Origin of the sequence: Mycobacterium timonense, from assembly GCF_025821985.1 — a bacterium.
In the GTDB taxonomy this organism is placed as follows: Bacteria; Actinomycetota; Actinomycetes; order Mycobacteriales; family Mycobacteriaceae; genus Mycobacterium; species Mycobacterium avium.
This window is the reverse complement of sequence record NZ_JACKSY010000044.1, coordinates 1-6,291: the sequence shown is the minus strand read 5'-3', so window position 1 is coordinate 6,291 and position 6,291 is coordinate 1. Positions and strand designations below refer to the sequence as shown.

5 protein-coding genes are annotated in these 6,291 nt (G+C 65.8%); 3 read left to right on the top strand and 2 right to left on the bottom strand.

The window, feature by feature from the left end; genetic code table 11:
• The first annotated feature begins 252 nt into the window (after positions 1 to 252).
• From H7I87_RS12600 to H7I87_RS12590, 3 genes are all read left to right on the top strand, one after another.
• A complete protein-coding gene (locus tag H7I87_RS12600) occupies positions 253 to 1,764 on the top strand; it encodes an ATP-binding protein (protein ID WP_139800254.1) in 1,512 nt (503 codons plus the stop codon).
• Positions 1,761 to 2,180 carry an HIT family protein gene (locus H7I87_RS12595; RefSeq protein WP_244179186.1) on the top strand — a complete coding sequence of 140 codons (420 nt, stop codon included), beginning with the start codon at positions 1,761 to 1,763 and terminating at the stop codon, positions 2,178 to 2,180. The genes H7I87_RS12600 and H7I87_RS12595 overlap by 4 nt, the downstream gene beginning before the upstream one ends.
• A 170-nt stretch (positions 2,181 to 2,350) precedes the next feature.
• A complete protein-coding gene (locus H7I87_RS12590) occupies positions 2,351 to 3,361 on the top strand; it encodes a hypothetical protein (RefSeq protein ID WP_139800255.1) in 1,011 nt (336 codons plus the stop codon).
• A gap of 72 nt (positions 3,362 to 3,433) precedes the next feature.
• Here the strand turns inward: H7I87_RS12590 and H7I87_RS12585 are convergent, their stop codons facing one another.
• Positions 3,434 to 3,622 (bottom strand): hypothetical protein, encoded by a 189-nt coding sequence (locus H7I87_RS12585; protein WP_139800256.1) that lies wholly within the window; start codon positions 3,620 to 3,622, stop codon positions 3,434 to 3,436.
• Positions 3,623 to 4,836: 1,214 nt separating this feature from the next.
• Complete coding sequence (locus H7I87_RS12580) at positions 4,837 to 6,216, bottom strand: ISNCY family transposase (protein ID WP_083071829.1); 1,380 nt, start codon at positions 6,214 to 6,216, stop codon at positions 4,837 to 4,839.
• Positions 6,217 to 6,291: the final 75 nt, after the last annotated feature.

Below are 6,291 nucleotides of genomic sequence, written 5' to 3'. Positions count from 1 at the left end.
CCCGCGCCAGCGGGCGACGCAGCAGGCAACGAAGCGTCAACCCCGCACCACCACCCGGTGGATCAGACGGGGACCGCCTCACCGCAAGGCGAGGCTGCCTGATGGAGCAAGCGAACTCACATTCACTCACCAAAAGGCAACGGTCCAGGTCTACCGTTCGTCATCTTCGGCGGCGATCACGGCGACGTTCCGCTCGAGCCCACCGCCGGCGAGCTGCTGGCCGACCTCATCGTCGACGACCGGGTCCCCGCGGTGCTCGACCTGTCCCTTATGAGCAAAACCCGGGCCCGGGCCTTCACTACCACCTTCGCTGAACGCCTCTACACCCGAAACCGCGACCCGTTGCATCTCCTCGTTGAGGAAGCCGATGTCCTTATCCCGCAACGCGCCGCCGCCGACACCGCTCGCCTGCTCGGCGCGATGGAAGACCTCGCCAAACGCGGCCGTAGCCGCGGCATCGGACTCACCGTCGTCACCCAACGGCCGCAAGAAGTCTCCAAGTCAGTCCTCGAGTTGATGGAAACGGTCATCCTGCTCCGCATGACCGGGCCGCGCTCCATCAAGGCCGCCCAGGACTGGATCCGCGTCAACGCCGCCGACGACGACACCCAGGCCAGCGAGGTCATTGCCACGCTGCCCTCCCTCGAGACCGGTGAAGCGTGGGTATGGAGTCCCGCGTTCCTGCGCCTGCTCACCCGCACCAGGATCGCGCTATTTGAGACCTTCGACTCCCACGCCACCCCTGAGCCGGGACGCGCGCGGATCATCCCGAAGAGCCGGGCAGACATCGACTTGGAAAAACTCAGCGCCGAGATCGCGGCCACCGCTCAACGCGCCAAGGACAACGACCCAGCCGCGCTGCGCCGCACCGTCAAATCACTGTCCCTGGAACTTGACGCCGCCCGCGCCGACCAGCGACTGCTTGCCGAGAAAGTCAGCGACTACGAGCAGCAGTTGGCCGCCAAGGATGACACCATCGCCGAACTACGCGACCGGATCGACGACCTCCTGGCACGCCCAGCCGAGCTGCCGCCCGGCATGACCGAAACACTTTACAGCGCAGCAGAACTCATCAACACGGCGATCACCGCACTGGATTCCCCGGCAGCAGCCGGCCCGCTGCGGGCCCACCCCCCGCTTGCGACCGTGCCCGCCCGCCCGCGCCACGTCACGCCCTCGCGATCGAGCGACGTGCCCACCCCAGCAGCCGCGCCAGCGCCTGCCGTCGAGGTGACGGCCACCGGCAGCCCACCTGAGGATGTCCTTCGATTCCGGGCGGGCGCGGTCCGCATGCTCGAATCGCTGGGCCGAATGGCGCCGCTGCGGCTCACCAATGCCCAGTGGGGCACGGTCGCCAAGATGAAACACACCTCCGGCACCTGGTCGACCTACCTTCGTGAGCTTCGCCGCGCAGGGCTGCTCGACGAAACACCGGAGGGGACCACCCTTAGCGATGCCGGCTTCGCCTACCTGGGTGGTCGGCCCGCGCCAATGACCGGCCGCGAGCTGCAGCAGCACTACCTGAAGATCCTGCGCGCCGGGGCCGGCCGCATGCTGCAGGCCCTGATCAGCGCCTACCCGCATGGCCTGACCCGGGAAGAAATCAGCGAGCAGGCGCAAATTGCCGCGACGTCGGGCACCTTCTCCACCTACCTGCGCGAACTGCTGCGTAACGGGCTCGTCACCGACCGCGGTGGCGTGTTGGTGGCCGGCGACATCCTCATGCATGGAGCTGACGCCGGCAAGGAAGGTGCGAGCGCGTGATCCATTGCCCACGTTGCGGTTTCGAGCTGCGGATCCCGCTGGCAGCGCTGCCGGCGGCCGACGTCGGCCTCTACGACGACGGGCGCTTCCCGGGCCGCCTCATCGTTGCGGCGCGCCCGCACTTCAACCACCTCGACGAGATGCCCGCTGACGTGTTGGCGGACTTCACGCGGGACGTGCAGACCGCGGCGCGGATCCTCCGCGGCCTGAACGACGTCGTGCGGGTGAATGTCGCTGTCCTCGGCAACCGCGAGGAGCATGTGCACGCCCATCTCATTCCGCGGCGGCCGACGGATGCGAATTTTGGGCTGGCTCCGTGGGATCAGGCTCCTGACCGGGTGCCGTTAGCCGACGGCGAGTGTCGCCGCCTCACCGCCTTGCTCGCCCAGGCATTTCGCAGCCGGGCGGCGTCGTGATGAGTCGCAGCGTTCGGAAACCGACTACGCGCCCCGGCTCGCGATCCGCCGAGCTCGGGGGCGCGCGGTTCGAGGCAAACGGCCACCCCGCAGCGGCTTTTGACAGACTCGCTGGCATGTGGGCTGGGATGGTGGTCGCGCCGTGGTGGGTGCGTTGGCTGGTCAGCGCCTTGCTGACCGCGGTGATGCTCACCGCGATTGGGGCGGCGCTGTTCCCGAATTTTGTCGCCTCGACCGGATGGCTGTGGGCCCTGGTGGCGCTGGCCGGGTTCAGCCTGGCCGTCGCCGCACCGGTGGTTGTCATCCAAAACCCGGTGCAACGAAGCTACGCCGCGGCACTCACCGGGCTAAACCACGAGCAGCGCACCCATGTGATGAAGGCATTGCGGCGCGGCGAGGTTCCCTCCGATTCGCGGGTTGTGGCGGCAGCGATCCGGGTCGGCACCATAAACCTGGCGTATCTGCGCCGCGCCGGCCGATGGCAATCAACGGCGAAATGGTGGGTGCCCGCGATCTACATCCTGGTTGGGGTCCTGGCGTTCATCGCCCGCGACCCACGACGCGGCCTGCTATGGGTGGGATTCGCGCTGTTCTTCGCAGCCAACTTCGCATGGACGTCTCACAAGCAGCAGCGGATATCGCAACGCGTTGAGTTTCTACGCGGCGCCGCCGCCGACATCCCTGAAGCAGCGGCGGCGGCCGCCGAGACCGAGGACTCGGTCGCATTGCCGAAACGGCGCACCTGGGTGGCGGTGGTGATGGTTGTCGTGGTGGGAATCGGTTTCGGAATAGTGGCATATCTTTCCGGACAATTCGATAAGCAAACACCGGATTGCCGCACCGCCGACTCGGTCGTCGACTTCATCCACGCACACCCCGACATGTTCGACGCTCGGTTGATCACCCCTGGTGATCCCGGCCTGAACAGATACCAGGACTGGTCGGATCAGCTGAAAACCTATGCGCGGCAAGTGTCTACACCGGATATTTCGCGCCACCTGCATCGGATCGCCGACCTATCCGCACAAGCGGTGGCGCTGGTGCAGGACATACGGAAAGACCCGGTAATCAGTCCGTCACCGGATGTCATCCGCGATCACGAAACCGCCTACCAGAACACTCTGACTCAGTTGGTCGCCGAAGAAGGCGACCTGGTCTCCGCGTGTCATCCACGCCACTGATATCACCCGGGCCCGACAACGTTATGGCTGCGATGTGCCACATGATTGCGTTGATCACACTCCGGGGGCTGCTCATACTTCTGCAATGCGGCTTGGCGTGACCAGCGTCGGCGTCTGGGCGATCTGGTGAGTGCGGATGGGTGCTTTGCCACCGTTTTGATCGACGACGAACTGTGGCGGTCGCTGGTTGCACTTGATGGGCAGCACCCAGCGGCCTGGGTGCATGGATGCGCGCTCGAGCATGACCATGGTGGCGACCACAGATCTCCGCCGTACCGCGCCGGCGGGCAGGTCTACTGGGTGCAATGGGACGAAAGCAGGAAACCGCGGCTCATCACGGCTGCCGAGCCCACACCGCCCGGGCGCAACGCCCACCCACAGGTTGAACCGGCACATCAGGCGCGGCCCTCGCCACCGCCGGCCACAGCTCACGCTTTCCAAGCTTCGGCTCCCGAGCCGGAACCGCCGGATGGGCCGAAATCGACGTCTCAGCCCGATGCGCTGTGGGCTATCGCTGCCGCCCTGGAGCGCATCGCCGACGCAATCGCCGCCGCGTTCAATTCCGGCGAAAGCCGGGGTCGGCATCGCGACGACGGTGACCGCACATAGCCGACACGCAACCCACCGCTGCGGCCCCGCGACGGCCCTCCAAACGCCCCCTGATGGCCCCGTCGATACCGGCGCAACTCGCGACGTGGAATGAAATCGCCACATACCAAGGGGCATTCGGTCCATCACCAGCGATCACCATTCCCCGATGGCTCCCCTACCCATCACCCTGAGTAGTCCCGGCAGACGCCCCTGAACTCACCCCACCATGCCCCGCGATTGCCGATGCATCTCCCCTGCTAATCCCCCGCATGTCCTCTGCGCCGGCCCGGCATGTAAGCCCTCGTACGCCGACCTGCCGTCGCTAATCCGTTGCGAACAACTGTGCGACACATATCCGGGCGTATCGACCCTCGCAACCCTGTTCGAACCTTGAGATACCCCACACGATCGCCACAACATGCCCCTGACCGCACGAGATCAACGCCGTACGCGAAAGTGGATTCATCACGCTTTCAACATCTTTGGCGGAATTCGCCATGCACTCAAAGGCCCCGATATACCCGCGACCCCGACCCTGACTTCTCCCCTATCAGCCCACGCGCGCTGCCACGCAGACCCCCCGAACGGCCCCTGATCATGCCCGGCGACAGGTTCACCAGCACGTTCGAATCGGCGGAAATCTGGCGCTCGTGCCGGGCGTGGATCCAACCCGCTCGCCCGTGATCGCCACACCGGCCGCCATTCCTGAGCAGGGAAATAGACACCGACCGTGTTCAACGGCACCACCACCAAGGTGGACCCGTCCACGCCGGGCTGGGTGAACAGCCTCGCAGCTAGCTACTAAGACCTGAAAAACGGTTCGCCGAGGGGTGGTCGTTGGCGTCGGTCGGGATTGGGTGTGCCGGATTGGCTGTGCTGTCGGTTTATGCGGCTAGGGCGCTGATCTTGACGAGGTTGTGGGCAAAGACGCCGTGTCCGCACCAGGTTCGGGCACCGTTGATGCCGGTGAGCTCGGTTCGGTTCCAGCCGTAACTTCTCTTGAGGTGGTTGATCCGTCCTTCGGATCCGGTTCGCCATTTAACTTTGTCGCGAAAGGCTCGTCGGTGTTCGAATTCCCGACGCGCAGCGCCTGGTTGACTCATGCGCGGGATGGCCACGCTTGCCACACCGAGCTCATGCAGGTCGCGTTCGACCGATGCCTGGCCATAGCCGCGGTCGGCGGTGACCGCGCGTGGCGGGCGCCCTGTTCTGCGGGCGATCCGTTGGATCGCCGGCGCCAATTGCGGTGCGTCGGTGGGATTTCCGAGTTCGACGGTGTGATCGAGGATGACCCCATCGGCGTTGTCGACGACCTGGGCTTTATATCCGAACTCCACCGGCTTGCCCAGCCGTCCTTTACGGATTGGGCGGGCATCGACGTCGTGCAGGCTGACCACACGGGTGGCTGACTCGGGCATTACCCCGGCCAGCCGACTGCGCGACTGTGCCACCACGCGCTGGGTACGCTGCATCATCGTGTCGAGGTGGTTGGTCGCCTGGGCCAGCCGGCCTCGGCGAGATCCGGTGGCGGTGTGTAGCGCGCGTCGTGCGTTGCGCAACACCGCGGCAGCCTCACCGACAGCGGCCTGGGCGATGTCGGCGAGTTCCGCGGTGATCCGGTGCACCGCGGCCTGGGCCTGATCGCGCTGCTGGGCGCCACGTAGCCGCAGCTTGGAGGCAATCGCACGGGCGCGTCGCCCCGCCGACCGGCGCCGATCACGGGCTGGGGTGCGGGTCGCGCCACCAAGGGTTTTGATCCGTGCCATGCTGCGACACAGCGACCCGACCGCCTTGGCCAACAGACCCGAATCGGTCGGATAGCCCACATCGGCCTCCACCACGGTGGTATCGGCGCGGACCTTATCGGTGCGCAGCAGCTTGCCGGCGGTCGCCTTCGCCAAAAGCGCCTCATTCAGCCCGGCCACCGTCTCGTCCCCGCACCGGCTGGTGATCTTCATCAACGTGGTCGGGTGCGGCACTCGGGTGCCCAACGGGATCCGGCAAAACCGTTGCCAGGAGATCGAATCGGCCACTTCTCGGCACAACACCTCATAGCCCAGGCGGTAGCGGAACTTCAAAAACATCAACCGCAGATAGGTTTCCATAGGGATTGACGGGCGACCGATCCGGGCGTCGAAATAGGCCGCGAACGGCGCGAAAAACACCGGGTCATCCAGCAGCGCATCCACCCCACCCAACTCGATAGGCAACACGAGTGAAACGCCCTGGAAATCCCGGAGGCTCCTGACCTTGGAAACGAGGATGCAGGTATGCCGAAGGAACAGTCGCCCGGGAAACCCACGACGCGTCGATACAGTGCCGAGGAGAAGGCCGCCGCG